The organism is Brevibacterium antiquum, assembly GCF_016107655.1.
In the GTDB taxonomy this organism is placed as follows: domain Bacteria; phylum Actinomycetota; class Actinomycetes; order Actinomycetales; family Brevibacteriaceae; genus Brevibacterium; species Brevibacterium antiquum.
On sequence record NZ_JABASX010000008.1, the window covers coordinates 137,447 to 162,113 of the forward strand.

The 24,667-nt window shown below is 62.7% G+C and carries 23 protein-coding genes; 6 read left to right on the top strand and 17 right to left on the bottom strand.

The genetic code is table 11. The annotated features are described in order from the left end of the window. The first annotated feature begins 8 nt into the window (after positions 1 to 8). The gene (locus tag JFC13_RS14360) at positions 9 to 2,285 is read left to right on the top strand and encodes a DEAD/DEAH box helicase (RefSeq protein WP_198397744.1); all 2,277 of its coding nucleotides are present in this window, start codon (positions 9 to 11) and stop codon (positions 2,283 to 2,285) included. Between the two features lie 28 nt (positions 2,286 to 2,313). Here JFC13_RS14360 and JFC13_RS14365 read toward each other — a convergent pair whose 3' ends face one another. The 9 genes from JFC13_RS14365 to JFC13_RS14405 all read right to left on the bottom strand — a co-directional run bounded on the left by JFC13_RS14365 (position 2,314) and on the right by JFC13_RS14405 (position 10,943). After that, on the bottom strand, positions 2,314 to 2,631 hold the full coding sequence (locus tag JFC13_RS14365; protein ID WP_198397745.1) for an Rv3654c family TadE-like protein: 318 nt from the start codon (positions 2,629 to 2,631) through the stop codon (positions 2,314 to 2,316). Continuing rightward, complete coding sequence (locus JFC13_RS14370; RefSeq protein ID WP_198397746.1) at positions 2,628 to 3,053, bottom strand: TadE family protein; 426 nt, start codon at positions 3,051 to 3,053, stop codon at positions 2,628 to 2,630. The genes JFC13_RS14365 and JFC13_RS14370 overlap by 4 nt, the downstream gene beginning before the upstream one ends. A gap of 1 nt (position 3,054) precedes the next feature. Then, a complete protein-coding gene (locus tag JFC13_RS14375) occupies positions 3,055 to 3,411 on the bottom strand; it encodes a DUF4244 domain-containing protein (RefSeq protein WP_198397747.1) in 357 nt (118 codons plus the stop codon). Between the two features lie 170 nt (positions 3,412 to 3,581). After that, positions 3,582 to 4,184 carry a GNAT family N-acetyltransferase gene (locus JFC13_RS14380; protein WP_143922100.1) on the bottom strand — a complete coding sequence of 201 codons (603 nt, stop codon included), beginning with the start codon at positions 4,182 to 4,184 and terminating at the stop codon, positions 3,582 to 3,584. A 110-nt stretch (positions 4,185 to 4,294) separates the two neighbouring features. Continuing rightward, complete coding sequence (locus JFC13_RS14385) at positions 4,295 to 4,885, bottom strand: type II secretion system F family protein (protein ID WP_198397748.1); 591 nt, start codon at positions 4,883 to 4,885, stop codon at positions 4,295 to 4,297. 5 nt (positions 4,886 to 4,890) lie between these two features. Then, a complete protein-coding gene (locus JFC13_RS14390; protein WP_198397749.1) occupies positions 4,891 to 5,568 on the bottom strand; it encodes a type II secretion system F family protein in 678 nt (225 codons plus the stop codon). Continuing rightward, complete coding sequence (locus JFC13_RS14395) at positions 5,568 to 6,737, bottom strand: TadA family conjugal transfer-associated ATPase (RefSeq protein ID WP_198397750.1); 1,170 nt, start codon at positions 6,735 to 6,737, stop codon at positions 5,568 to 5,570. The genes JFC13_RS14390 and JFC13_RS14395 overlap by 1 nt, the downstream gene beginning before the upstream one ends. Beyond that, positions 6,734 to 7,741 carry a septum site-determining protein Ssd gene (gene ssd / locus JFC13_RS14400; protein ID WP_198397751.1) on the bottom strand — a complete coding sequence of 336 codons (1,008 nt, stop codon included), beginning with the start codon at positions 7,739 to 7,741 and terminating at the stop codon, positions 6,734 to 6,736. The genes JFC13_RS14395 and ssd overlap by 4 nt, the downstream gene beginning before the upstream one ends. 244 nt (positions 7,742 to 7,985) lie before the next feature. Next, entirely contained in the window at positions 7,986 to 10,943 is a 2,958-nt protein-coding gene (locus JFC13_RS14405; protein WP_198397752.1) for a hypothetical protein, read from the bottom strand. Positions 10,944 to 11,269: 326 nt separating this feature from the next. Here JFC13_RS14405 and acs point away from each other — a divergent pair, with 326 nt between their 5' ends. Together acs and JFC13_RS14415 are read left to right on the top strand one after the other, a co-directional pair. Next, positions 11,270 to 13,204, top strand: a complete 1,935-nt coding sequence (gene acs / locus JFC13_RS14410) for an acetate--CoA ligase (RefSeq protein ID WP_198397753.1) — start codon at positions 11,270 to 11,272, stop codon at positions 13,202 to 13,204. A 167-nt stretch (positions 13,205 to 13,371) separates the two neighbouring features. After that, positions 13,372 to 13,779: a phage holin family protein gene (locus tag JFC13_RS14415; protein WP_009883350.1), complete on the top strand. Its 408-nt coding sequence runs from the start codon at positions 13,372 to 13,374 to the stop codon at positions 13,777 to 13,779. Between the two features lie 119 nt (positions 13,780 to 13,898). Here JFC13_RS14415 and JFC13_RS14420 read toward each other — a convergent pair whose 3' ends face one another. Continuing rightward, positions 13,899 to 14,918: a TetR/AcrR family transcriptional regulator gene (locus tag JFC13_RS14420; protein ID WP_198397754.1), complete on the bottom strand. Its 1,020-nt coding sequence runs from the start codon at positions 14,916 to 14,918 to the stop codon at positions 13,899 to 13,901. A 102-nt stretch (positions 14,919 to 15,020) separates the two neighbouring features. Here JFC13_RS14420 and JFC13_RS14425 point away from each other — a divergent pair, with 102 nt between their 5' ends. Together JFC13_RS14425 and JFC13_RS14430 are read left to right on the top strand one after the other, a co-directional pair. Next, a complete protein-coding gene (locus JFC13_RS14425) occupies positions 15,021 to 15,971 on the top strand; it encodes an ABC transporter ATP-binding protein (RefSeq protein WP_232488641.1) in 951 nt (316 codons plus the stop codon). Between the two features lie 2 nt (positions 15,972 to 15,973). After that, entirely contained in the window at positions 15,974 to 16,798 is an 825-nt protein-coding gene (locus JFC13_RS14430) for an ABC transporter permease (RefSeq protein ID WP_198397755.1), read from the top strand. Between the two features lie 189 nt (positions 16,799 to 16,987). On the opposite strand, the gene JFC13_RS14435 is transcribed toward JFC13_RS14430, so the two are convergent. Together JFC13_RS14435 and nth are read right to left on the bottom strand one after the other, a co-directional pair. Beyond that, positions 16,988 to 17,755: an NUDIX hydrolase gene (locus JFC13_RS14435; RefSeq protein WP_198397756.1), complete on the bottom strand. Its 768-nt coding sequence runs from the start codon at positions 17,753 to 17,755 to the stop codon at positions 16,988 to 16,990. After that, positions 17,752 to 18,492, bottom strand: coding sequence for an endonuclease III (nth, locus tag JFC13_RS14440; protein ID WP_198397757.1), 741 nt, complete (start codon positions 18,490 to 18,492; stop codon positions 17,752 to 17,754). The genes JFC13_RS14435 and nth overlap by 4 nt, the downstream gene beginning before the upstream one ends. Positions 18,493 to 18,738: 246 nt before the next feature. Between nth and JFC13_RS14445 the strand changes: the two genes are divergently transcribed. Then, positions 18,739 to 19,416, top strand: coding sequence for a Crp/Fnr family transcriptional regulator (locus JFC13_RS14445; RefSeq protein WP_069599638.1), 678 nt, complete (start codon positions 18,739 to 18,741; stop codon positions 19,414 to 19,416). 125 nt (positions 19,417 to 19,541) lie between these two features. On the opposite strand, the gene JFC13_RS14450 is transcribed toward JFC13_RS14445, so the two are convergent. The 5 genes from JFC13_RS14450 to JFC13_RS14470 form a co-directional block, all read right to left on the bottom strand. Next, positions 19,542 to 20,309: an MBL fold metallo-hydrolase gene (locus JFC13_RS14450; RefSeq protein WP_198397758.1), complete on the bottom strand. Its 768-nt coding sequence runs from the start codon at positions 20,307 to 20,309 to the stop codon at positions 19,542 to 19,544. Beyond that, positions 20,306 to 21,283 carry an NUDIX hydrolase gene (locus JFC13_RS14455; RefSeq protein WP_198397759.1) on the bottom strand — a complete coding sequence of 326 codons (978 nt, stop codon included), beginning with the start codon at positions 21,281 to 21,283 and terminating at the stop codon, positions 20,306 to 20,308. Before JFC13_RS14455 ends, JFC13_RS14450 begins: the two co-directional genes overlap by 4 nt. Continuing rightward, positions 21,273 to 21,746: a RidA family protein gene (locus JFC13_RS14460; RefSeq protein WP_198397760.1), complete on the bottom strand. Its 474-nt coding sequence runs from the start codon at positions 21,744 to 21,746 to the stop codon at positions 21,273 to 21,275. Before JFC13_RS14460 ends, JFC13_RS14455 begins: the two co-directional genes overlap by 11 nt. 133 nt (positions 21,747 to 21,879) lie before the next feature. Then, the gene (locus tag JFC13_RS14465; RefSeq protein WP_096158366.1) at positions 21,880 to 22,035 is read right to left on the bottom strand and encodes a hypothetical protein; all 156 of its coding nucleotides are present in this window, start codon (positions 22,033 to 22,035) and stop codon (positions 21,880 to 21,882) included. Between the two features lie 272 nt (positions 22,036 to 22,307). Then, entirely contained in the window at positions 22,308 to 24,659 is a 2,352-nt protein-coding gene (locus tag JFC13_RS14470) for a transglycosylase domain-containing protein (protein ID WP_198397761.1), read from the bottom strand. Between the last annotated feature and the right edge of the window lie 8 nt (positions 24,660 to 24,667).

Consider the following 24,667-nt stretch of genomic DNA (forward strand, 5'->3'; position numbering starts at 1 on the left):
TTGGGGCCATGGCCTCTTCTGCTCTTCTCGACATCGTCACCGGATTCGGTGCCAGGGATGAACGGATCGTCCACGTGCGCGATATTCCACAGCGGTTCGAACATGAGTCGGACTGGCCGGAGTGGATCGACGAGGAACTCAAACACGCCTGTCATGCCATCGGGGTCGATCAGCTGTGGGACCACCAACTCGAAGCAGCGCAGGCGGCGAGGCACGGTTCGGACGTCGTCATCGCCACTCCGACTGCCTCGGGGAAATCTTTGGGGTTCTGGCTGCCGGTCCTCGAATCGATTCAGAGCACCCGTGCGAAGCTGCGCACCTCCTCGGCGATCTACATCGCACCGACCAAGGCTTTGGCCGCTGATCAGTTGGCGAATCTGGAGAAGCTCATCGTCCAGGGCATGCGGCCTGCGACCTACGACGGCGACACCTCCCAGGCGTCGAAGGACTGGGCCAGACGGCATGCGAACATCATCTTCACCAACCCGGACATGCTCCACCGCGGGGTCCTGCCGCAGCACGAACGGTTCGCTCGGCTATTCAAGTCGCTGCGCTTCATCGTCATCGACGAGGCCCACCGCTACCGAGGAGTCTTCGGCTCCCACGTGGCACTGATCCTCCGCCGCCTGCTGCGCATCGCCGCGCACTATGGGGCTCACCCTGTGGTCATCGGAGCGTCGGCGACGATGGCGAACCCGGATGAGGCGTTCTCCAAGCTCACGGGACGCGAAGTGCACGCGGTGAGCCAGGATTCGTCTCCCCGCGCCTCGGGCAGCTTCGCTCTCTGGGAGCCACCGGTCTCCCCCGGCGGCGAGCGCCGCAGCGGCCTTGTCGAAGCGGCAGATATCCTCACCGACGCAATGTGCGCAGGCTATCGTTCGATTGCGTTCATCGCCTCCCGCCGCGGCACAGAAGCATTGGCGTCGACCGTGCGTGACCAGGTCGCTCAGGTCGATGACTCGTTGAAGGACAAGGTCGCGGCCTATCGCGGCGGTTATCTTGCCGAGGAGCGCAGACTCCTCGAGTCGGCACTGCGATCAGGACGTCTCCTGGCGGTGGCGTCGACGAACGCTCTTGAGCTCGGGATCGATATCTCCGGCCTCGACCTCGTCATCATCTCCGGGTGGCCCGGAACCCTGGCGTCACTGTGGCAGCAGGCCGGTCGTGCGGGACGTGCGGGGCAGCGGTGGATGGCCGTCTTCATCGCCCGTGATGACCCGCTGGACACCTATGTCGTGAACCATCCCGAAGTCATCTTCGATGCTCCCGTCGATGCTGGTGTCATCCATCCCGGCAATCCACATGTTCTGGGCGGGCACCTGTGTGCCGCAGCCGCCGAGGTACCGCTGACGAAGGCGGATCTCGTTCACTTCCCCGACAACTCCGCCGAGGTGCTCGCTGACTTAGTCGAGCGAAAGCTCCTGCGCGCACGACCCACCGGGTGGTTCTGGGCGAAGGACTCGTCCGCGGCGGACATGTCCGACATCCGTGGCAGCGGGGGTGGACAGTTCCGACTCGTCGAGGCCAGCACGGGTGCACTGTTGGGCACCGTCGACGAGTCCGGTGCTTTCACTGGGGCTCATCCCGGTGCGGTCTATACGCATCAGGGCGCCGATTTCACGGTCCTCGACCTTGATCTCGAGGAACATGTGGCGCTGGTCGAACGTGCCGAAGTCGACTACACGACGCAGGCCAGGTCCCAGACCGAGATCGACATCGTCGACACCGATCAGCAGCGGACTCTGTCCTCCGGTGTGTCCGTGCACAGCGGGACGGTCGATGTGAAGGACCATGTCATCGCCTACCGGATGCGGGCGAAGCGCGGTGGGGCGATCATCGCCGAACACGAACTCGATCTGCCCGAACGCACCCTGGAGACCAAAGCCGTGTGGTGGACGATTCCGCAGACGCTGTTGGACGAAGCCGAGATCGTCCATGCCGACCTGCCCGGTGCCGTCCACGCAGCCGAGCATGCTTCGATCGGTCTTCTGCCGCTGTTCGCCGGCTGCGACCGGTGGGACATCGGCGGCGTCTCCACCGCGCTGCACGCTGACACCGGAATGGCCACGGTCTTCGTCTACGACGGGCTCGCCGGCGGGGCCGGGTTCGCCGAGCGCGGCTACGAGGTCATCGAAGGGTGGCTGGGCGCGACACGTGATGCGATCGCCGCGTGCGAATGCGTCGACGGCTGTCCTTCGTGCGTGCAGTCACCAAAATGCGGCAACGGCAATGAACCCTTGGAGAAGGATGCGGCTCTGCGACTGCTGCGCGCCGTGTTGGACTGACGATCTCCGTCGTTTTTGACCACTCCTTCTATTGCCCGGCCACGGCCTTTTCCTTCACCTTCGGCAGCAGGCCGGGGATGTCGACTTCGACCTGGACATAGGCACTCTGCTCTGACGTCGATGCACGACAGTCGTCGAGCACCGCACCGTTGCGCTTCGCGACCTCCTTGGCAATGTCACAGGGATCGCCGGTGGCGAGTCCGCGAACTACGTCGGCCGCCGCGAGCACCGCAAGGTCGGCGGCACTCTGCGCTGTGCTGTGGGCTGCGAAGGCTTGGCTGAGGCCGCCGATAGCGGTGACGAGGACCAGGATCATCGAGCATAGCCCGACCACGATGTTCGTCACGGCAGTCTACCTGAAGCGGGCTGGCCCAGGGCCTCGCCGGCAGTGGAGCGACTTCCTTCTGTTCGCGCCGTCGCTGCTGCTTCGACTTCGCTGAGGAAGATGATCACTGCGGGGAGTTCGATGGTGACGGTCACCGTCGAATATCCTCCCTCGGAACGGACCAGCACCTCGGACGCATTTCCAGCGTGCTTCTTGGCTTCGGTCACGACCGCTGCCTGTGGTTCACCACGGGCGATCTCTCGGGCGGCAGATCTGGCTGCGTCGAAGGCTCTCAACTGGGAGAAGCCGACGGCGGCTGCCCCTGTGAGTACGATAATGAGAAGCACAACGGCGGGCATGACCACTGCGAATTCGGCGGTGGCCGTTCCCGCATCCCGGTGCTGCTTCTGTCTTCGTGAGTCACAGGAGCATCCGGTCGCCATGTCAGGCTCCGAGCCCGAGGGCGGTCTGGATTACGCCGGTGACAAGTTCTTTGATCGGTTCCGATTTCAGAATGACGACCAGAAGCGCCGCGAATCCGCAGGCAGCAAGGGTGGTGATCGCATATTCTGCGGTCGTTGCCCCTGCGTCGGGACCCCAGGGTTCTGGAGTGCCATCCTCTCGCCAGGGTTCTTCACGGTCGATGGCATTCGCAGCAGCATCCGCATCGGTGCCGGTGACAGCGCCGGAGTACAGGGCTGTTCCGGACCAATCGACATCGCTGGTATCGACGCTTCGCACCTGACCCCATTGCGGGTAGGGCGGCCCGTCACAGTCGGTCGGCTTTGTCTCTATGCTCATAGTCTCCTCCTCGTTGAAGCCCTCATTCGCGGTCTGCGATGAGAGTTTCAGTGTTGGATGAGACGAGGACTCACGTCCAGAGGTCACAATCGAGCTGTGGAAACAGGTTCAGCGTCCACAGTCGAAACGCACATGAGTCGAGGCTGATTCCACAGGTTGAAGCACACGAGTCAGCCCCGGCCGGCCCACTCCTCTTTGAGGATTGCCATGAGGACTTCGTCGTGGCGACGACCGTTGAAGAAGACAGCCTCACGGCGACGTCCCTCTTCGACGAATCCGGCCTTCGTGTACGAAGCGATGCCGCGGGTGTTGAACGCCCATGTCTGCAGCTCGATACGGTTGAGTCCCAGCTGCAGGAAGCCGTATTTGATGCCCAGACGCACGGCATCGGAGCCATAGCCGCGGCCGTGGAACTCGGGTCCGAGGACGATGGCCAAGGTGGCGGACTGGTTGATCGAATTCCGTCCGAAGAGTGTCACGTGACCGACGAATTCCTCGGTCTCGAGCAGCTCGATGCTGAAACCGACCGCATCGGTATCCTTGTTCGCGCTCCACAGTGCGAACTGTTCGGACACCCCGCCCTCGGGTCGCGGCAGCACCGTGTGGTTCTGCAGAACCACGATCGAGGGATCAAACCACCACTGTTCGAGGTAGGGCAGATCCTCCTGCTGCAGCGGACGAAGCCTGACGTGCCGACCGGTGAAGAGCTTGTCGGCGTATTCTTCGGCTTGTTCGACGTTGGACAGTTGATTGAAGGGCGTAACCGGTGCCATCCCCCGACCTTACCAAGGCCAGCTGAACGGTCGGTCGACAATCACTCACGACAGTCAGAACGCGCGGTCGGCCCCTGGGTCAGGGGTTCTGTCATGGGTGTCGGATTCTGTCAGAAGAAGACAGTCGTCAGGTCAGACAGCAGCGAAATGACCACGGGAACGACCGAGAGCAGCAGAAAAGCTGGGAGGATGCAGACTCCCAGCGGTACGACGAGTTTGACGCCCAGAGCCGCAGCCGCCTCCTGTCTGCGCCTGCGGGATGAGTCCCGGAGTTCCTTCGCAACGGATTCGATGAGTGGTGCGGGTCCGACGCCTGTGTGTTCGGAGAATTCGAAGACTTCCAGCACCGGGATGAGTCGATCATCGTCGGACAGGTCTTGGCCCCCGATCGTCATGGACCGCGAGATTCGCCCCAACCCGGACCTGTCGCCTGTCGCCTCGGCGGTCAATGCCAGAGCGACCGGGATCGGCAACCCGGAGGTGAGGCAGATGGCCACGAGATCGAGGTCGAAGGCGAGCAGGTCATCGACCACCCGAGACTGGTCCTTCGAGTCCAGCTGCGAATCCCGCTTGGGCGCCTCGACACCGCCTTGCCGTCGTTCACTCCCCCCGTTCAGCAGGCGTCTCAGCCGCCCGTCGGATCTGCCCGACCACAACAGAACTCCCATCGCGATGAGCACTCCCATCAGGACCGTGGTCATATCGATCAGCGCTCCGCCCGAGCCATCATTCGTCGCATCCACCAGCGCCCGACGAGGTAGAGGGCGAGACCGCCGCCGATGCTCAACCGGCCAGGAAGTCCTGAGAACAGTTCAACGGGTTGGACGCCGATGAGCAGCCCGAGACCGACCCCGATCAACGGCAGCCAGCTGAGGACTCGGACTGTCGCTCGAGGCCCGGCCATCGCTATGCGTCTCTCCCGATCAGCATCGAGGGCGCTGCGCTGTGCCGTGGCATAGCGGAGAATCATGTCGGCCGCGGGTGCACCGGAACGCTCCGACACGGTCCACACCGACGACATGCCGGCGAAGACTTCGGCGGCTGCAGGTGGCAGTGCTGCGCCCCTGGTGGCAATGGCTCGTCCGGGTTCCTCGCCCAAGGAGATCGCACGAGAGATCGGTGCCAATTGTGCGTTCTGCCGACTCAGGGTCGCCATCACTGCCTGCGGAGTCATTCCCACCTTGAGCAGGTGCGCACAGTTCTCCACCGCCGAGATGGCCCACAGCTTGTCCTGTTCGGGATCTTCTTTGGTCGATCGTCCACCTCCGCGGGAGTCGTCCCTGTCCGGGCGTGTGCGGAGCAGATCCTGCAGTCGCGATGCCGGGTCAAGCGGTGCGCTGAGGATGATGCTCACAGCAACTAGCACGGCGATGGCGGTGAGCATCAGGCAGCCTTCTGCTCGAGCACTGCTTCGAATCGGCTCAGGGCTCGACGGTTGAAGGTGCCCTCGGACAGTGGGGACGGTCGGCCCCAGACGGGTTCCATTGTCACCCCGCTGCTGCTCTCCCGAGTGGGAATGGCCAGTTCTGTGATTCCTCGGTCGGCTCCGATCCGGCGCAGGTGGATGACGAGGTCGATTGCCGTTGAGAACTGTGAGAACACGGCCTGTGGACTCATGTTCGCCAATGCACCCAGCGCTGCCAGGCGGCTGGGAACGGCTTCGGCTGTGTTCGCGTGGATCGTGGCGCTGCCGCCCTCGTGGCCGGTATTCAGCGCGGTGAGCATGTCCCTCACCTCCGCGCCTCGGCACTCTCCGACGACGAGGCGGTCGGGCCGCATCCGCAGGGCGTTTCGAACGAGGTCCGTCAGCGTCACTTCACCGCCGCCCTCGACATTGGCCTGACGCGCGGCGAGCTGGACCACGTGGGAGTGTCCGACGATGAGTTCTCGAGAGTCCTCGACGATGACGATGCGGTGCTCTGTATCGACAAGACCCAGAAGCGCGCCGAGGAGGACCGTCTTTCCGGTTCCGGTGCCGCCGGAGATGAGGATGTTGGCTCGGGATCGGACCGCCGAGATGAGAAGTTCGTGCACTTCTTCGGGGATGAATCCGCCGGTGAGCAACTGGTCGAAGGTGAAGCCGGCATGCCGGGGAACTCGGAAGGAGATCGTCGTGTGATCACCCGAGATCGGTGGCACAATCGCGTTCATACGTACCCCGTCGGGCAGCCTGACATCGACGAACGGACTCGAATCATCGAGACGGCGGCCGCCCAGAGCCGCCAAGCGCACAGCCAATGACCGCACTTCGTCCTCAGAACCCAAGGACAGGTCGAGAAGGTGGGGTCCCGTTCCGGTGTCGGCGAAGATCTCACGTGGTCCGTTGACGAACACATCGGTGGTGTCAGCGACTTCGAGCACTGATTGGAGGGGACCTGCTCCGGAGAGCTGCGCGGACAGTCGGTTCACGAGTTCGAGGAGGGCGCTGGAACCGAGCACCCGCCCGGTGCGTTGAACCGCCTCGGCGACGGCAGCTGTGGTCACCGGCCCCGGATTGTCGAGCAGGGTCTTGCGGACCTCTGCCACAAGTGAGGCGTCGAGCCATTCGCTCATTCCACCCACTCCCCCAGAAGCCGGTCGACGAGTTTGCCCAGTCGTGCCCCGCCGGGGATGCCCTCGCCCCGGTCGACAGCGGCGGACAGGCCACGATCGTCACGGATGCTGCCGGCGAGGTCGAGTCCGATGGAATCGGCGAGGAGCTCGGAGTCAAGACCTCCGGCACCGGTGTCGCGAACGACAAGACGGACGTCGGGATGGGATTGGGACAGGCGTTTGGCGACTTGAGATGCTGCGACTGCGGACCGGACCCGTGCCGGGGAGACGAGCAGGACGTGATGGCAGCGGCGCGTCCACTGTGGTGGGGCGTGGCGAGGCAAGTCGACGATGACGAGTTCGAACGCCTGTCCGGCGGCCGCCAGGAAGTCGTCGAATACGTCCGGGTCGAGGTCAAGGATGTCGTCGCGGCCCCACGACAGGATGGCCAAGCCCTCGTGTCGGGGCAGCGCCTGACTCAGCGTCGAGGGCCGAAGCTGTCCCCGTGATGCACTGAGATCGGCCCAGCGTGGGCCCGGAACCTGTTCGGCCCCGAGCACCAGATCGAGTCCACCGCCCAGCGGATCAGCGTCGACGAGGACCGTGCTCACATCCGGTCCGGCACGGCGGGCAAGAGCACAGGCAAGCACCGAGGCGCCCGCTCCTCCGCACCCGGCGACGACGCCGACAGTGACGCCGGGGGCCACAGGCGGTTCGACGGCTGCGATCATGCGTCCACTCAGCCACTCCGCGGCGGAGGGCAGAACCGCCAACTGTTCGACGCCGAGGTGGGCCGCACGCTTCCACGCCGAGCTGGGTTCGTCCCCGTCGAGGACGACGAGGATGCGGTCCGCATGGTCCGTGGCCGGAGCCTCGCGAACATCCTCGCCGAGGAGAATGAGAGAGGCGTTCTGCCAGCCGCCCGAGTCCGGAGGCAGGACCTTGAGCGAAATGCCGATGCTTTCGGCGACTCGTGCGCATTCGTCGGTGATGGCGCCGAGGTCGGTGATGAGTGCTACCTGCATGGTGACAGCGTGGACCCGCAGTATGCCCTGAGGACAGGTACACACTGTGGGTTGTGGACAAAAGACAGATGGGGCGGCTCCTGTGCACTCAAGTCACAGGAGCCGCCCCATCTCGGTCGGTTTGAGCATCTCGCACGGTCAGAGCCCTCACGGGCACAGTCTCACAGTGTCTGCCCAGGTGGTCAGACGACGTGTGCTCGGACCGTTGTCCACAGCCCGAGCACACGAGTCGACCGTTGAGGTCTCAGCCGCGCTGGACACCTTCGGTGTTGCGCAGGAGTCCTTCGCGACCATCCGAATCACGAACCTTGAACCACGAACCGTTGTCCTCTAGACCGAGGAACCAGTCTCCGGGGTAGATCGTGAACACCGGCATTCCGGTGGTCGCGTCCACGGCTTCGCGCGGTTCGGGAACGGCGAACCAGAACGCCCGAATCACGTTCTGGCCAGCACCCTGATCGGACGCGTCCTGGTCGGCATCGTTCTGGTTCTCACCCGAACGGTCCTCGCGATCGTCCAGGCTGGTGCCCGGCTGAACTGCGCTTTGGGCGACAGTTTCCTCTTCGTCGATCGCGAAGGAGTTCGACGAGGCGGTCGCTGCTCCGAACTGTGGAGCCGAAGGCGCGTTCTCGGCGTTGTCTCCGCCGCGCCCGCTCGCCTCTCCTGTGTCCGAGCCGTTGCCGCCATGTCGGTTGCTGCCATAGCCAGCCACCGGCACGTACTGCGTCGGTTCGTCAGCTTCCGGGTGGGTGGTACGTTCCGGAGCCGATTCCGCGGCACCAGTCGCACCTGTTGCGGCAGCAGCACCAGCAGCACCAGTCGCGGGGGAACCGCTGACGACGGTGGCATTCTCGTCAGAAGCCCCGGTGTGTGGCCTGTCGGCGCCGGCCGCGCTTCCACGGTCCTCATCGGCGGTCGTGCTTCTCTCGCTGCGTCGGGCATTCGCCGAAGCGGTTGAGTCAGCTGATTCGCCCGAGACGGCTGAAGCGGTTGAGGTGGTTGAGTCAACTGAGGTGGTTGAGTCGCTTGAGCCGTCTTCCGGCTTCAGCGCAACCCCTTCGGAGGCACGAACGTTGGTGTCCGATTCGTGAGCGTTGACCTTCGAGGCAAGCGAGCTGCTCTCCGCGGGAGAAGTGGAGTCGTCGTCGGTCAGTGGTGAGGAATCAGTCTGCGTCGACGTCACCGCCGCACCTGAAGTGGTTCCGGCCTTGTTTCCCCGGTCGCTGACCGATTGACGAGCGGCGCCTTCGGTGCGGTCGGGGCCACCTTCTGAACGCTCGTCCCGTCCATCGGCCCGTCCCTCAACTGTTTCGGATTCTCCATGCGAATTGGGAGCGGCATGGCGTCCGCGACGACGTTCTGATTCCGACTTCGACTCAGATTCTGAGCTCGCTGAGGCTACTCCGGCAACTGCGGCACCGACTCCGATTGCGCCCGCGCCTGCGACGGCAGCGGTCGTGCCCGCTCCCGACGAATCGTGGTCAGCACTGCCTGACTTCGACTCGGTGGTGCCCCGGCTGTCCTCGCCGGAGCCACTCGCATCACGGGAGTCGCCTCCGTCATTCGAACCGCTGGTGCTTGAGCCCTCGGCAGGCACGGGAGCTTGAACTGCTGTTTCGCCGTCGTTGCTCCACGGCGATTCCTCACGCTGAGCGCCGAAGCCGAACGTCTGCGTCGGTTCGCTCTGCGTGTGCTGGGGGTCCTGTGAGTCTTGGGCGCCCAGGTAGGTCTGGCCCGACCCTGTGCTCTGAAACGCCTGGTCTGCCGAGTCATCGGCTGCCGCTGCAGAATCGAAAGACGACTCCTGCGCCTGCTGCTCCGGCGGAGCATATGGGCTTCCCTGTTCGGCTCCGATAGGCTGACCGAACTGGTCCTGCCCATCGGGCTGACCGAACTGGTCCCGCCCAACAGGCTGGCCATTCTGTTCTGGCGCAGCGAACTGACCGGCTGCTGCCGACTGTGCGGGCGCAGCGAATTGCCCCGACTGTCCTGGCTGGTTTGGCTGTCCGTACTGTCCTGGCTGGCCGAACTGGTCCACTCCACCTGGCTGGCCTGCGCCAGTCTGCTGACCTGGGCCGCCGAACTGGCTCTGTCCGCCGAACTGACCCGGTCCACTTTGCTGACCTGGATGTAGGGGTGCTCCTGGCTGACCCTGCGAACCGATCGGTCCATTGGACTGACCACCGTAGGGTGCACCGAATCCGCCCGGGCCGTTGTGGGCGTCTGGCACGTTCGCCACAGGAGCTGGATGCGGTGCGCGCTTACTCACGGGGCGTGCCTTCGGATGTGCGGCAACATCATCGCGAACCGCGAATTCCTTGCTGAAGAAGGGAAGCATGGTGAATACGCCCGCGAAGAAGGCAATCAGAGCTGCGAAGAAGGCAAGATACGCACCGACGTGCCAGTACTGGACCGACGTCAGCAGGTGAACGAAGGCGAAGGTGAACGCAGCGCCGGACAGAACCGAGATCGCCTGATCAAGGCTGAGTGAACCGACCTTGAGCCCACCGTTGCCGAATTTGCTGACGAAGACTGCCGCCACAATCAACCAGATTCCGAACACGTCGAATGTCAAGGTGCCCATAGCGTCGATGGTCCAATGCCACAGCGACACCGATACGAACCCATCGCCCTTGAACGGCACGAAGAGGACAACTAATGAGAGGAGTCCTGCAAAGAGCAGGAACAGATCGCGCAAGGTCAGCGGCCCGAGGAGGCCCGGGCCGGTGCGCGGACTCTTCTGGGCTGCTGGACCTGCGGAACCGAACTGACCCGGCGCTGACCCCTGCAGGCCTGGAGCGGAACCATAGGGACCAGGTGCCGAACCATAGGGTCCTGGGCCTCCCGAGCCGTAAGGGCCTGGACCAGTGTTCTGCGGACCTGGAGCTGGGCCCGAACCGTATGGGCCCGGCGCCGGTGCCGAACCATAGGGACCGGGACCCGAGTTCTGCGGACCTGGACCCGAACCATAGGGACCGGGCCCTCCCGAACCATAGGGACCTGGTCCTCCCGAGCCGACAGTTCCGCCGCCGTATCCGCCGGGTCCGGAGGACTGAGGATCAGGTCCTGCACCGTAGGCAGGTCCTGATCCATATGCCGGCCCTTGGCCGAACTGTGGTTGGCTGTTCGGGCCGGGGTTCTGCGCGTGCGGATCATGCCACTGCTGTGGTCCCGATCCAGTGGGGTGCTGCGGCGAACTCATCGATTACTCCAGTCGCTCTTGGGGACAGGGTCGTCAAACTCCATGTTTCTGTCTAGTTTCCATCCTGACAGACTCCTCCCCCATCCTTGCAGAACAGGACCCCCTGCGCACTCCTTCTCTGCCGCCGGTCCGATGCCGGTGAATCTCTGGGTACGTCTCCCCCGCGTACCACTCGGTGCCCAGAGTGTGTCCTATAGCACAGCCTCTGAGTGATTGCTACCCCCGGACACCACCGTTCATCGAACGGACGCCGGTGCCTCTGGGCCCCACCTCGGGTATACAGTGCAACTAGAATTTTCGATCCATCAAAGAAGCCGGAGGGAAAAATGACCGACAGCACAGCAGAATCCGAAACCTTTACCCCACCTGAAGCGTTCGTTGCTGCCGCCAATGTCAAGGCCGACGAATACGAGCGGGCCGATGCCGACTACCTGAGCTTCTGGGCCGAGCAGTCTCGTGACCTCGTCGACTGGAATGAGGACTTCGGCGAAGTACTCGACTGGACCAACCCGCCATTCGCGAAGTGGTTCATCGGCGGCAAAATCAACGTGGCCTACAACTGCCTCGATCGCCATGTCATCGCCGGCAACGGTGATCGCGTTGCCATCAACTTCGAAGGCGAACCCGGCGACTCCCGTTCCTTCACCTACGCGGAGCTGCTCGCCGAAGTGTCCAAGGCAGCCAACACCCTCACCGATCTCGGGGTCAAAGCCGGAGATCGTGTGGCCATCTACCTGCCCATGATCCCCGAAGCGATGATCTCCATGTTGGCCTGCGCCCGCCTCGGCGCCGCCCATTCAGTGGTCTTCGGCGGCTTCTCCGCCGATGCGCTGCGCTCACGCATCATCGATGCCGAAGCACGTGTGGTCATCACCGCCGACGGCAGCTACCGTCGTGCCAAGGCCACCAGCCTCAAACCGGCCGTGGACGACGCCCTGTCACACGGTGACACTCCCGTCGAAACGGTTCTCGTGGTGCGCCGCACGGGTCAGGACGTCGAGATGGTCGACGGTCGGGACCAGTGGTGGCACGAGAGTGTGGAAACCGCGAGCTCTGTGCACGAATGCGAATTCTTCGACTCCGAGAACCCGTTGTTCATCCTCTACACCTCCGGAACCACCGGTAAGCCGAAGGGCATCCTGCACACCTCGGGCGGCTACCTCACCCAGGTTCTGTACTCGATGAAGGCCGTCTTCGACATCAAGCCCGAATCCGATGTGTTCTGGTGCACCGCCGACGTCGGCTGGGTCACCGGACATTCCTATGTCACCTACGGGCCATTGGCAGCCGGCGCCACGCAGATCGTCTATGAGGGTACTCCTGACACGCCCCACCAGGGACGCTGGTGGGAGATCATCGAGAAGTACAAGGCAACGATCCTCTACGCCGCTCCTACGGCGATCCGCACATACATGAAGTGGGGTGAGGAGATTCCAGCGAAATACGATCTCTCCAGCCTGCGTCTGCTCGGCAGCGTCGGCGAGCCGATCAATCCTGAGGCCTGGCGTTGGTACCACCGCGTCGTCGGCGGTGAGCGCTGCCCCATCGTCGACACCTGGTGGCAGACGGAGACAGGCGCGCACATGATCGCTCCGCTTCCCGGCGTGATGGCGACGAAGCCAGGCTCGTCACAGCGTCCTATCCCAGGCATCTCCGTCGATGTAGTCGACGATGAGGGCAACAGCCCAGCCGGTCCGGAAGGTGGGCTCCTCGTCATCCGCCAGCCATGGCCATCGATGCTGCGCGGTATCTGGAAAGATCCAGAGCGTTTCAAGGAGACCTACTGGTCACGGTTCGAGAACACCTATTTCGCGGGGGATGGCGCCCGGCGCGATGAGGACGGAGACATCTGGTTCCTCGGCCGTGTTGATGACGTGATGAACGTATCCGGGCACCGTCTGTCGACAGCCGAGATCGAGTCTTCCTTGGTTGCCCACCCCTATGTCGCCGAGGCGGCAGTGGTCGGAGCAGCGGACGATACCTCCGGTCAGGCCGTCGTTGCCTTCGTCATCGTGGGCAACGACGTCGAAGACTCCCCAGAGATCTCCGAAGAGCTACGTCAACACGTCGGCAAGGACATCGGGCCGATCGCGAAGCCGAAGAAGGTCCATATCGTGTCCGAACTGCCAAAGACCCGCTCCGGCAAGATCATGCGCCGCCTGCTCAAGGACGTCGCCGAACACCGCAAGGTGGGAGACTCCTCGACCCTGGCCGACTCATCGGTCATGGACCTGATCGAAGAATCGGTGGCGAAGGACTGACCGTGCTCTGAGACGAACCCGCCGGTGAGAACGGATGCTCGCAAAGAGCCGTTCCGTATTCATCTGGCGGGTTTTTCTCGTTTTACTGGCCGCATTTCTTTGGTCACCACGCGCGTTCAGACTACTCTTAAGAAAGATTGTCCACGTTTTTGTCGATAGGAGCACTCATGGCTGAGAGGTCGATCAGCGAACTGATCAAAGGCATCGGCGACGATTCCAAAGCGATCGCCGAGGAAGAAATTGCGCTGGCCAAGGCTGAGGCCACAGCCGGTGCGAAGAACTTGGGCATCGGCTCGGCACTTGCCGTCGTCGCCCTGTTCTTCCTGTTCTTGTCATCGTTCATGGTGATTTTCGCCGGGGCGGCCGCATTCCACGAGGGCCTGGGATGGCCATGGTGGGGCAGCTTCCTCATTGTCTTCGGCATCCTTGCGGTGCTCGCCATCATCCTCGTGCTGATTGCTCTGCCGTTGTTCAAGAAGGGCAACCCGGTCCCGGGTACGGCGATCGGTTCGGCCAAGTCGTTGGTCGCGTCGGTCAAGCGTGCAGTGAAGAATCCCTCCGGACCGCGATACTGACAGATCTCGTATCTGAGATCAGCAGAATAGTTCCACACTCGGTGGCGTCGGGCTCAGCCCGGCGCCTCCGTTGCATTCACGCCCGGGGCCAATCACCGTCGACCGCGTCACCACTGGTCTCAACGCCTTTTGGCGACCCGATCCTTCGCTTCTCTCAGAGTCTGACGCTCCCGTTTACGCGCCTCGGCAAGCACCTTCTGCGCTTGTCTGACGGCTTTCTGTGATTCGCGGTACTTCTTATCGGCCGCAACTTCCGGATCATCATCGGTCGGAACCGACTGCTCGACATCTGGGGTCTTCTCAGCAGGCAACGTCGCCCCTGAAGCCGAAGGTTCGCCCACCTCCGAGGCGGTCTCCGGAATCTCTCCTGCCGCAGCTGAAGCTCCTTCGCCTCGCTCGCGGCGGACTCTGTCAATGTATGCCGCCAAGCCATCGAGCCCACACTCAAAACCGAAGGCAAATGGATCAGCTTCGGAGGTGAAGACACCTGCGTCGATGGCACGGCGCAGCGAGGGGTACCCATCATCGGTGATGACGGCATCGAAGAGCCGAGATTCCTGCTGCGCAAGCTCGGAATCGTTCAAGCCAGTGGCGCGTTTCTGATCCTCGTACCCAGCGAACACGGCGCCCTTCCATCGGGCCGCGCCGGTGACGAAGATCGAGACGGCAATGCGCTCGTCCTGTGTGAGTGGAGTGTCGTGGAGCGCCTCGAGGCTCGCGTCCAACCACGCGGAACTGTTGGGTGTGATGGGACTGCCCATAATCGACAGAGACAGCAACCACGGCTGCGTCCGGTAGACCTGCGACTGGGCTTCGTAGAGTTCTTCCAGTCGGGTGCGCCAATTCTCCACCCCTTCGGACTCCGGCGGCAGCCCTGTCGCTTCCTCCTGCATGAGAAGCAGCAGATCGTCCTTGGCGCTGACATAACGATAGAGCGACATCGGCGTGTATCCGAGGCGTTTCGCGACCGCCGACATCGACACCGCCTGAATGCCATCGTGATCGGCGATCTCGATGGCTGCATCGACTATTCGCTCGACACTCATCTCGCGCTTGGGCCCGCGCTGCGGTGTTGCGGCCACGCCCCAGGCCAGTGCGATTCCGCGTGGAAGCTGCTCGATCGGGTCTTGTGTACTCATCTCACCAGCTTATATTGTGTACGGCATATATTGCGTGTTACTGTCATATACAGTTGCAGGCGTACACAGTTAGCTCCTCTCAGGATCTCCGAAAGGCACGACATGAAACGCACAATGACTTCAGCCGGACCGGGCGCTCAAACGACAGACTCCGCGGCGCCCGCCACAGCTATCGAGTTCTCTGATGTTCGCAAACGCTTCGGCAAGAACCCGGTCCTCCAAGGGCTCGACCTCAAAATCAGCCAGGGTGAGGTCTTCGCCTTGCTGGGCGCGAACGGGGCTGGAAAGACCACATCGATCAACATCCTCACCACTCTGATTCGCCCGGATTCGGGCACAGTTCTCATCGCGGGAATCGATGTGGCCGAAGAGCCGAATGAGGCAAAACGGCGATTCGCTGTCACTGGGCAGTCGGCGGCTGTCGACGAATATCTCTCAACTCGGGAGAACCTCGTCCTGTTGGCACGCCTGTCGGGGCTCTCGCGCAGGGAAGCGAAGGTCAGAGCCGCACAGCTGGCCGAGCGTTTGAGTCTGACCTCATTCATCGATACGAAAGTTGCCGCACTCTCCGGCGGCATGAGGCGCAGGCTCGATCTGGCGCTGAGCCTGGTGGTGCAGGTCGATGTGCTGATCCTTGACGAACCGACAACTGGATTGGACACTCGTTCGCGTCGCGAGCTGTGGGACGAGGTGAAGGAGCTGGCAAAGCGCGGCACGACCGTCTTTCTCACCACACAGTACCTCGAGGAAGCCGATGCCTTGGCCGATCGAATCGGCCTGCTCGATCGCGGTCGTCTGGCCGGGCTGGGCACGTCGAGAGAACTCAAGGCGAAGGTCGGTCAGGGAATGGTGGCCGTCCACGACGATCGTGGCACGACCGTCTCACAGTTGCCGACCACCGGAACTGTACGCGATATCTCTTCTGTCCTGGCAGCAGTCGCACCAGAGTTCGCCGAGTCCTCGGTCAGCTTCCGCCACCCCAGCCTTGACGACGTCTTCCTCTCGCTCACCACCCCCGGCCCATCCGCCGAACCTTCGCAGACAGGAGAATGATCATGACCGATATTGCAGAAGCCTCACTGACGGCTAAATACCCGTCGCCTGCTCGACGACGAACCCCTCCTCGTGGCATCAATACTGAGTTTGCACTCATCGGTCGCAGTCTTCGTCATGCCATTCGGGACGTCGAATCCATGCTCATGGCAGTCGCACTGCCGGTGATGCTCATGCTGATGTTCACCTTCGTCTTCGGTGGAGCCATCGATCCGAGCGGAGACTACGTCAACTACATCGTTCCCGGAATCATTCTCACATGCGCCGGATTCGGCGCGGCATCAACGTCACTGTCCGTGGCCAACGACATGACTTCAGGATTCATCGACCGGCTCAGAACCATGCCCGTCCGATCAAGTGGGGTGATCACAGGACATGTGGTAGCCAGCGTAGTGAAGAACCTGTTCGCCACTGGCATCGTCTTCTCAGTGGCAGTGTCGATCGGTTTTCGCCCATCGGCGGACGTGGCGGAATGGGTGGCCGTCATCGCCCTCATCACTCTCTACATCTTCACCATCACATATCTGTTCGCGGGCATTGGCCTGGCCGCCAAATCAGCGGAGTCGGCGAATGGCTATGGATTCGTTCTACTGTTCCTGCCGTATGTCTCGAGCGCATTCGTTCCGGTCGAAACGATGCCCGGATGGCTGACCTGGTTTGCCGACAATCAACCGATCACCCCGATCATCGATGCACTGCGAAGCCTGCTCGTCGGTACCAATATGGGCGACTCAGCCCTGCTTTCGGTCGTCTGGTGTGTGGCAATCCTGGCGATCTCCATCGTGTGGACGGCTCAGCTGTTCACGATCAAAGCCGGTCGACTCTGACAGCTGTAAGCATCGGTGGCATCGGGCTCAGCCCGGTACCACCAGCACATCCAGCGGGCTGCTCTCGAGCCTCCGCTTTCGATTGGCTGTGGCGCCGGCGCATGTCGAAGATCAAGGCTGCTCTTGCCCGGATGGCCTCGCCTCGCTGAGGGCCGGAGGCAGTCGCCTTCGAGGCGAGGAGCGACAGCCTCAGAAGTCGATGTCGATGTGTGCGTCGCGATCCCATTCCCCGGCCCAGCCGAGGTGGTCGAGAGCGAAGTCGAGGATTCCTGCGGTGAAGCCCCACACCTTGAGCACTCCGACGTCGAAGGCCGGTGTCGTGATCTTCAGGTCCGGCCGGGAGAACGTCCCTCGATTGGCCGGTGCCACCAGATCGGCAGCAGAGACCCGGTAGACCGAGTACGACTCCGCCTCGTCCATCACCCGCACGACACCGGGCTGCGCCCAGTAACCGATGACGGGCGTGACCTGGAACTTGCTGACGGGAATGTAGAGCGGATCCATCTGACCGAGCACATCGACCGTCGACGGCACGATGCCGGCCTCCTCCTGAGCTTCACGCAGGGCCGCGGAGACCAGAGAGTCGTCTTCTGGGTCTCGTCCGCCTCCGGGAAACGCCACCTGTCCGGGATGATTGCGCAGGGTGCTTGCCCTCTGCAGCAGAACGATGTCGACGTCGTCGACTCCGAAATCCGCCAGACGTGATGACTCGGCACGGCCGGCATCTGTGCGCGGCTGACCGCCCCTGCCGAAGAGCATGAGGACGGCCGCGTCACGCACCGATTCGTCACCCGGTGTCGGTGCCCGCCTGAGCCACTCGGGCGAACCATTCGAGGCCGCGAGGTTCTCCAGCTGCGTCCGCAGGGTCTCATCGTGCGAAACGGAGTCCCGCCCGGTGGACGCCCACACCGCCGAGCCTGGCCCCGCCGGTGGATGCTCACATGCTTCGGCGCTCATGCCTGGGGCGCCATTTCGAATCTGAGCATCGCCCGCGCCTTCTCCGGATCGAGTTCCCCGACCCCGAACGAGGGGCACAGTGCCATCAATGGGCACACTCCGCAGGCTGGTCTGCGCGAGTGGCAGATGCGTCGTCCGTGGAAGATGACCCGGTGGGAGAGCAGGGTGAGTTCCTTCTTTGGGAACAGCGCCGCGATGTCGTGCTCAGCCTTGACCGGGTCCTCCTCTTCGGTCCATCCGAGGCGGCGTGCCAACCGCCCCATGTGCGTGTCGACGGTCAGGCCCGGGGTGTCGAAGGCGTTGCCGAGGACCACATTCGCGGTCTTCCGTCCGACTCCTGCGAGCTTGACGAGTTCGTCCAATGAGTTGGGGACCTCACCGTCATAGGTGTCGACGAGTTCATTGGCGAGTTTGACGATGTTGCGGGCTTTGGCTCGGTAGAAGCCGGTCGAGTGGATGAGTTCCTCGACTTCGATCAGGTTGGCCACCGCGAGGCTGTGAGCATCAGGGAAGACGGAGAACAACCCTGGTGTCACCGCGTTGACCCTGATGTCTGTGGTCTGTGCAGACAGGACGGTCGCAATCAGGAGCTGGAATGGGGTCTCGAAGTCGAGCTCGCATTTCGCGTTCGGGTACACCTCGGCGAGGATGCGATGAATCTTCCTCGCGCGTCGGGTCCGGCCCAATGGGGTTTCCTTGGCGAACTTCCGCGCGCTCTTCTCTGCCACCGTCAACACGACTCACCATCCTAATCCGTGCCCTGCATTTCCGCAGTGGCGCCCCTCACATCGCCGAGGTGGCTCTGCAGTTGTCCGTCGAACGGGGTCGTCCGTACGCAACCGTGGCCCACCTCGGCGAGGGCGGAGGAAACGCAAGCAAAACCCCTTGTTTTGCACTAATGCCGCAAACTCCCGCGCCTTTGCTGGTATCAGCACCGTTGACCAGGTAGATTTATCTGTGATTACCACGACAAGGAGGACACAGTGGATATTGAAGTTGTGCGGGGCGCCACGCTCTTCGCAGGTTTGGACGATGAAGCCACGAGCGCATTGATGAAGTTCATGAACCCGCGGAGCCTCCGTCGGGGAACCGTGCTCTTTCACGAGGGCGATGCCGGTGACGAACTCTATATCGTCTCCAGCGGCAAGCTCAAGATCGGCCGCGAGTCCTCCGACGGCCGCGAGAATCTGCTCTCGGTCATCGGGCCGGGCGAGATCATCGGTGAGCTCAGCCTCTTTGATCCAGGCCCACGTTCCACCTCCGTCACCGCTGTCTCTCAGTCCGAGCTGCTCAGCCTCAAGCATGAGGACCTCACGACGTGGCTCGATGAGCGCCCGCGGGCCGCAATGAACCTGCTCAAGGCTCTGGCACAGCGACTGCGCCGCACGAACGAGACTGTGGGCGACCTCGTGTTCTCCGATGTTCCCGGTCGCGTCGCCAAGGCACTGCTGGACCTCGCATCTCGCTTCTCGAAGCCGGCACCGGATGGTGTCCTCGTCGCGCACGATCTGACGCAGGAAGAGCTCGCGCAGCTCGTCGGTGCCTCACGTGAGACCGTGAACAAGGCCCTGGCCGACTTCGCAGCTCGTGGCTTCATCCGCCTCGAAGCTCGTTCCGTCGTCATCCTCGACATGGAGCGGATGCGCAACCGCGCCCGCTGATCGAAGTTTCAACCGGCTGATGCCGGACCACTGAATTCTCAGTCATCGAACGCCCAGGCACACATCGTGCCTGGGCGTTCGTGCGTCTGGTGTGGTGGGCCCTGCCTACGCTTGGCCAGGTCGAGTCAGGACCGGTCGTCGGGAGCGAGGACTCCGAGGTAGGCCAACTGGGCGCGCACGATCTGCTCGGCGGCACCGCGGACGTTCGGATCAACGTCGTGGTAGACGATGTCGCAGACGTCAGTGGCGCGCGTGGCTCCCTGGGCCAGTGCCCTTCTGACCTGCTCGATGCGTTCGAGTCGGTGGCTGCGGTAGTACTCGAGCACCTGGGCAGGGGATTCGATGCTGGGACCGTGTGCGGGCTCAATGGTCGAATATGCCCCCTCATCGAGCATCCGAAGGAGCAGGTCCAGGGAATTGAGGTAGTCGCGCAGAGAGCCTTCCGGGTGGGTGACGATGGTCGTCCCCTCCCCCAGGACCGTATCGCCGCTGTAGAGCACGTGGTCGTGGATGAGACTGATGCTGTCCATCGTGTGTCCCGGAGTCGCGATGACCTTCATGACATCGGCTGTGTCAGTGCCGAATGCGATCATGTCACCATCGGCCACAGGAGGTGCCAGACGGCCGAATTTCTCGAGGACCGCGTACACGGGCACCTCGGGCGCCCACTGTTCCACACTGCCGAGCATCTCCGAGTGATCGGCATGCTGATGAGTGAGGATGATGGCCGACAGCTTCCTGTCGCCGAGCTCAGCCAGGAAGTTCTCACGGTGCTGCGCAAGTTCAGGGCCCGGATCGATGAGCACTGCCGTGGTATCGTCCACCGAGGCGATGACATAGGTGTTGGTGCCCGTCAGCGTCATCGGGGATGGGTTGTTCGCGCGGATCCTCATGATTCGTCGGTCTCCTCTTCGCCGCTTTCGGCGTTGTTGTCATCGTCACTCAGCGTCAGGAATCCCGGGCTCTGGTCGTTCTCGTCGTCACCGACGGCTATCGCGTAGTCACGCAGTGTGCCTTTGCTGTAGAGGTCGCGTCCGGGATGGATGACGACGCACCATTCGCCGTCTTCATTGGTGACCTCTGGCCGCAGCGGATGCAGGTCGCGGACCTGGGCCATGGCGGCTCCGACGCTGGGGACATCTACCAGGCTCTCAGCGATGATGCGTGTGCTCGCGCTGATCTTGTCGGGATCTCCTGCTGTCTCGGTGAGGATCTCCTTGGGCCGTTTCCACCCTCCCGAGGTCTCATTCGGTGAGAGGAAGTCGACGTTCTGTCCGAAGGGCACTGTGGCCACAAAATAGGTGGTGTCGAAACGGTGCAGCTGGGTCCCTGTGTTGATCCAACGCAGCCAGGGTTTGCAGAGGTCCGGGCGCAGCTTGAGATCACGTTCGCGCAGGATCTGGGACCAGGAGATCTCATTGGAGAACAGCCGTGCCCGAGTTCCGCGCCAATCTGTCTGGGGCGCGGCGACGATGTCACGATCGACGTTCTCGGCCAGCAGGACACCGGTTGCAGCGAACGAGATGCGTGCCGCGGCCGAGAAATGGTGCAGCGCCCGTGACTTGTTCTCGATGCTCAGAGTCCTTGCGCAGCGAGCCGAGTTCCATCCGGCCAGAGGCAGATTGCGCAGGTCGCCGGGGCGCAGGTTGCTGACCGGGAAGGACAAGCGGTTGCGGTCTTCGATTCCGCGGGCATCGAGCTGCCGGGTGATGAAGGTTTCCAAACCAACCAGCGAGTCCCTGATCAACACGATCGCCGAGGCGGGTCGTGGAGCTTCGGGGACCGGGAACCGCCCGTCGGACTGCCATTGGTCCAAGAGCCAACGCAGCTCCGACGAGACGGGCAGAGAGCGTCCGCTAAGCGGCATCGTCCTCAACCTCGACGATGACCTCGACCTCGACCGGAGTGCCGAGGGGAAGAGTGTTCACTCCCACCGCACTGCGCGTGTGCTGGCCGCGGTCACCGAAGATCTCACCGTAGAGTTCGGAGACTCCGTTGATGACCGATGGCTGCTGTGTGAAGTCATCTGCCGAGTTCACGAACCCGGTCACTTTGACGACGCGCACGATCTTGTCCAGGTCGCCGATGACACCGGCAATCGCGGCGAGAGCATTGAGCCCTGCAGTCCGTGCCATTTCGTAGCCGGTCTCGAGGTCGACGTCGGAGCCGATGTGGCCGGTCGCCGGGAGCTTCCCGTCGATGACGGGCAGCTGGCCCGAGGTGTAGACGTAGTTGCCGGTGCGAAGCGCCGGGACATAGACGCCAGCGGGAACGGCGACAGCGGGCAGGGTGAGACCGAGTTCAGCGATGCGGTCTAGGGTCTTTGACATGGTTGATCCTTCGACGAGGGTATTGCAGGTCAGGTGAGCGCCCACACTCTGATGCGTCATGCTTGTGGTGCTGCAGGCACTGTTGCTGCAAGCACTGTTGCTTCAGGCTTGTGGTGCTTCAGGCGCTGTTGCTTCAGGCTTTGGGACGCTTGAGGTAGGCAACGAGGCCGTTGTTATCGGGGCCCGGGACGACTTGGACAAGCTCGTAGCCGTCTTCGCCCCACTGGTCGAGGATCTGCTTCGTTGCGTGAACGATGAGCGGCACGGTGACGTATTCCCACTTGGTCATGATTCTCCTTGAGTCTCTGTGTGCCCGAGTCCCCGATGCGTCATCGGAACGAGCGTCTGCATGGACCGACAGCCGATCGTTCTGCAGGAGTGCGACCGGCTGATCACTGTCCTTCCCAACCCTAGCCGAGAACCCGTGCACCTCCCGCCAGCCATGCCACAGTGTGAACACCGCTGAGAGACGAGAATGGGGTGGGCGATCGTGATGATCGTCCCACCCCACTGTCTCTCAGGCGCTGTTTCTCAGGGTCTTCCTCTCAGAACGTCCGGTGCTCAGTTGCCGCCGAGACCCGGCGCTTCGCCGCCGCCGTCTCCGCCGTTACCGCCGCCACCGGTACCGCCGCCGCCGTTACCGCCGGTGCCGCCGCCGTTGTTACTGCCGCCACCGCCGCCGTTGTTGCCGCCACCGCCGCCGGTGCCGCCACCACCGTTCTGGCCGCCGCCGGTGCCGCTGCCTCCGGCACCGCCGCCGCCACCGGTGCCGCCACCGCCCATGTACTTGCCGCTCGGCTTAGGGAATCCGGTGTTGCCCTTCGTCTCCTTGACCGCGTCATTCATATAGGCCTGCCAGGTCTTACCGGAGATCGTGGCACCGTAGACGTGTCCGCGGACAACGCCCTCGCTGTTGTTTCTCCAGTCGCGTGTACCTGACGGGTCACCTGTCCAGACCGCGGTCGACAGTGTCTTCGTGAATCCGAGCAACCAGGTGTGGCCGACATCGAAGTTCGTCGTACCGGTCTTTGCACCTGCTGGTGCTCCGATCTTCAGCTGGGTGGTGGTACCGCCGTTGAACGTCTGTGTCAGAGCGTAGGCGACACCCTTGGCCACCTCTTTGTCGAGGACTCGCTTACAGCCTTCTCCCGGCACGTCGATGTTCTTGCCTGAGCGGTCCTTGATGGAGACGATCGGCTTCGGGCCGCAGAATTCGCCCTCGTTCGCGAAGGTCGCGAATGCCGCGGCCATTGCAATCGGTGTTGTCTCCGTCGTGCCCAGAATCGAGGATGGTGACAGGGCCTGGATGAAGCCCGCCTTGTTCTTGAAGTCGAGCTTCTCGCCGCTGCCGTAGCGAATTCCAAGGTCCATGGCGGTGTCCATGATCTTGCACATATTGAGCTGGTTGCCCATAGCCGCATAACCGGTGTTCACCGACTTCTTCGTGGCTTCCAGCGCGGTCATCGAGCCCTTGCCCTCACCGTCACCGGCGTTGTTCGGGTCCCAGTCACCGGCCATGTTCGGACAGCCCTCATACTTCCAAGAACTTGCAGGGAAGTTGCGCTTGGTGGCGTTGACCGTGGTGTTGAGACCGCGACCGGATTTCAGCCACGTGGCCAGCACGAAGGGCTTCCAAGTCGAACCGACCTGGAATCCGCCACCGCCGTTGTGCTTCCTGTCGACCGTGTAATTGATGCTGGTCTTCTTGTTCTTTTCGTTCTTCTTGACCTCGCCGACCGTGTATTCGCGGTTCTCGGCCATGGCGATGACCTCGCCCGTGCCCGGTTCGATCGTGACCAGAGCGTGTCCGGCGCCGGACGGATCGCCCACAGGAACACGCTTCTTGATCTCCTTGTCAGCGATCTTCTGAATGTCTGGGTTGAGGCTGGTCTTGATCGTCAGTCCGCCCCGCTGCAGGAAGGCGAGACGCTCGTCGACGGTCTCGCCGAAGGTGTCGTCATTCTTGATGACGTTTTCGACGTAGTCGCAGAAGAACTCTGCGTTGCTCTTGGCCGAGGTACAGCCGTTCGGCGTCTCATGCAGATCGAGGTCGAGGTCGGTCTTCACCGCCTTGTCGTATTCCTTCTGAGTGATGTGCTTGTACTTGAGCATCTGCCCCAGGACGGTGTTGCGGCGCTTCTTCACCTGATCGGGGAAACGCTGCGGGTTGAAGGCCGAAGGGTTCTGCACAATGCCGGCGAGCATCGCCGACTGCTCGATATTCAGGTCCTTCGCGTCGATGCCCCAATACTTATGGGCGGCTGCCTGCACGCCGTAGGCGTTGGGTGAACCGGAGTAGTTGTTGATGTTCATGTAGCGGTTGAGAATGTCCTTTTTGTCGTACTTCTTCTCAACTGCCACCGCGAGTTTGGCTTCGCGGAGCTTACGCGCATAGCCGGCCGTGCCATCCGACTCCTTGGCCGCTGACACGCCCTCTTTGTCCGCTTCGGCATGGGCGTTCTCCGCCAGCACGTTCTTCACGTACTGCTGAGTCAGCGTTGATCCGCCCTGCGTTGTCGAGGACACCATATTGTGCACCGCTGCACGCGCGATGCCCTCGATATCGACGCCGCCGTGTTCGAAGTACCGGTAGTCCTCGACTGCGATCGTCGCGTCCTGCATATGATCTGAGATCTCGTCGAGAGGCACCTCGACTCGGTTCTGCCAGTAGAACTCCGCGATCTCCGAACCATCGGAGGCGAGCATCGTCGACTTCTCTCCCAGGTCCTGGATCTCCAGGGTCGCGGGAAGTGAATTGAAGATCTCGACGGCACTGTTTGCACTGGCAGTAGCTACACCGACTCCGGGGATGGCAAGACCGGCGGCGACGATTCCCGCCACCGCGCTCACGGCGACGAACTGGAGAAACGCGCCTGTCTTGGTCGGATTCGGATTTGACTCAGGAGACACCATGAAACCAA

Coding starts and splice junctions, on each gene's coding strand:
- JFC13_RS14435 (WP_198397756.1), bottom strand. CDS start 17,755: ATGAGCGCCGAAGCATGTGAGCATCCACCGGCGGGGCCAGGCTCGGCG.
- JFC13_RS14420 (WP_198397754.1), bottom strand. CDS start 14,918: ATGAGTACACAAGACCCGATCGAGCAGCTTCCACGCGGAATCGCACTG.
- JFC13_RS14360 (WP_198397744.1), top strand. CDS start 9: ATGGCCTCTTCTGCTCTTCTCGACATCGTCACCGGATTCGGTGCCAGG.
- JFC13_RS14470 (WP_198397761.1), bottom strand. CDS start 24,659: ATGGTGTCTCCTGAGTCAAATCCGAATCCGACCAAGACAGGCGCGTTT.
- JFC13_RS14465 (WP_096158366.1), bottom strand. CDS start 22,035: ATGACCAAGTGGGAATACGTCACCGTGCCGCTCATCGTTCACGCAACG.
- JFC13_RS14450 (WP_198397758.1), bottom strand. CDS start 20,309: ATGAGGATCCGCGCGAACAACCCATCCCCGATGACGCTGACGGGCACC.
- acs (WP_198397753.1), top strand. CDS start 11,270: ATGACCGACAGCACAGCAGAATCCGAAACCTTTACCCCACCTGAAGCG.
- ssd (WP_198397751.1), bottom strand. CDS start 7,741: ATGCAGGTAGCACTCATCACCGACCTCGGCGCCATCACCGACGAATGC.
- JFC13_RS14425 (WP_232488641.1), top strand. CDS start 15,021: ATGAAACGCACAATGACTTCAGCCGGACCGGGCGCTCAAACGACAGAC.
- JFC13_RS14380 (WP_143922100.1), bottom strand. CDS start 4,184: ATGGCACCGGTTACGCCCTTCAATCAACTGTCCAACGTCGAACAAGCC.
- JFC13_RS14415 (WP_009883350.1), top strand. CDS start 13,372: ATGGCTGAGAGGTCGATCAGCGAACTGATCAAAGGCATCGGCGACGAT.
- JFC13_RS14455 (WP_198397759.1), bottom strand. CDS start 21,283: ATGCCGCTTAGCGGACGCTCTCTGCCCGTCTCGTCGGAGCTGCGTTGG.
- JFC13_RS14370 (WP_198397746.1), bottom strand. CDS start 3,053: ATGGCGACCGGATGCTCCTGTGACTCACGAAGACAGAAGCAGCACCGG.
- JFC13_RS14390 (WP_198397749.1), bottom strand. CDS start 5,568: ATGCTCACCGCCATCGCCGTGCTAGTTGCTGTGAGCATCATCCTCAGC.
- JFC13_RS14405 (WP_198397752.1), bottom strand. CDS start 10,943: ATGAGTTCGCCGCAGCACCCCACTGGATCGGGACCACAGCAGTGGCAT.
- JFC13_RS14385 (WP_198397748.1), bottom strand. CDS start 4,885: ATGACCACGGTCCTGATGGGAGTGCTCATCGCGATGGGAGTTCTGTTG.
- JFC13_RS14375 (WP_198397747.1), bottom strand. CDS start 3,411: ATGAGCATAGAGACAAAGCCGACCGACTGTGACGGGCCGCCCTACCCG.
- JFC13_RS14460 (WP_198397760.1), bottom strand. CDS start 21,746: ATGTCAAAGACCCTAGACCGCATCGCTGAACTCGGTCTCACCCTGCCC.
- JFC13_RS14395 (WP_198397750.1), bottom strand. CDS start 6,737: ATGAGCGAATGGCTCGACGCCTCACTTGTGGCAGAGGTCCGCAAGACC.
- JFC13_RS14430 (WP_198397755.1), top strand. CDS start 15,974: ATGACCGATATTGCAGAAGCCTCACTGACGGCTAAATACCCGTCGCCT.